Genomic DNA, 816 nt, shown 5'->3' on the forward strand with positions numbered 1-816 from the left:
TTCGATGGCGCCGGTCACGTCGGTCGTACGGAAGTAGAACTGAGGACGGTAGTTGTTGAAGAAAGGCGTGTGACGGCCACCTTCGTCCTTGGACAGCACATACACCTCACCCGTGAAGTGGGTGTGGGGCTTGATCGAACCGGGCTTGCACAGCACTTGGCCGCGTTGCACGTCTTCGCGCTTGGTGCCGCGCAGCAAGATGCCGACGTTGTCGCCAGCTTGACCTTGGTCCAGCAGCTTGCGGAACATTTCCACGCCGGTGCAGGTGGTCTTTTGCGTGTCAGCGATACCGACGATTTCGATTTCTTCGCCGACCTTGACGACGCCGCGCTCAATACGGCCGGTCACCACGGTGCCGCGGCCAGAGATGGAGAACACGTCTTCCACGGGCATCAGGAAGGCGCCGTCCACAGCGCGCTCTGGCGTGGGGATGTAGCTGTCCAGTGCATCGGCCAACTTCAGAATGGCGCCTTCGCCCAGGTCGCCCTTGTCGCCTTCCATGGCCAGCTTGGCGCTGCCGTGGATGATGGGGGTGTCGTCGCCAGGGAAATCGTATTTGTCGAGCAGTTCGCGCACTTCCATCTCGACCAGTTCGAGCAGTTCAGCGTCGTCGACCATGTCGCACTTGTTCAGGAACACGACGATGTAAGGCACGCCCACTTGGCGAGCCAACAGGATGTGTTCGCGGGTTTGGGGCATTGGGCCGTCAGCGGCCGAACACACCAAAATGGCGCCGTCCATCTGGGCAGCGCCGGTGATCATGTTCTTCACATAGTCAGCGTGGCCAGGGCAGTCCACGTGAGCGTAGTGACGCGT

General features: G+C 60.9%; 1 protein-coding gene. It reads right to left on the bottom strand.

Features of this window, described 5'->3' with window-relative positions:
* A partial coding sequence (locus ACFQ95_RS25950) for an elongation factor Tu (protein ID WP_422835858.1) occupies positions 1–816 on the bottom strand: 816 nt, incomplete at both ends.

This window comes from Variovorax sp. HJSM1_2, from assembly GCF_049316285.1.
GTDB lineage: Bacteria > Pseudomonadota > Gammaproteobacteria > Burkholderiales > Burkholderiaceae_C > Rhodoferax_B.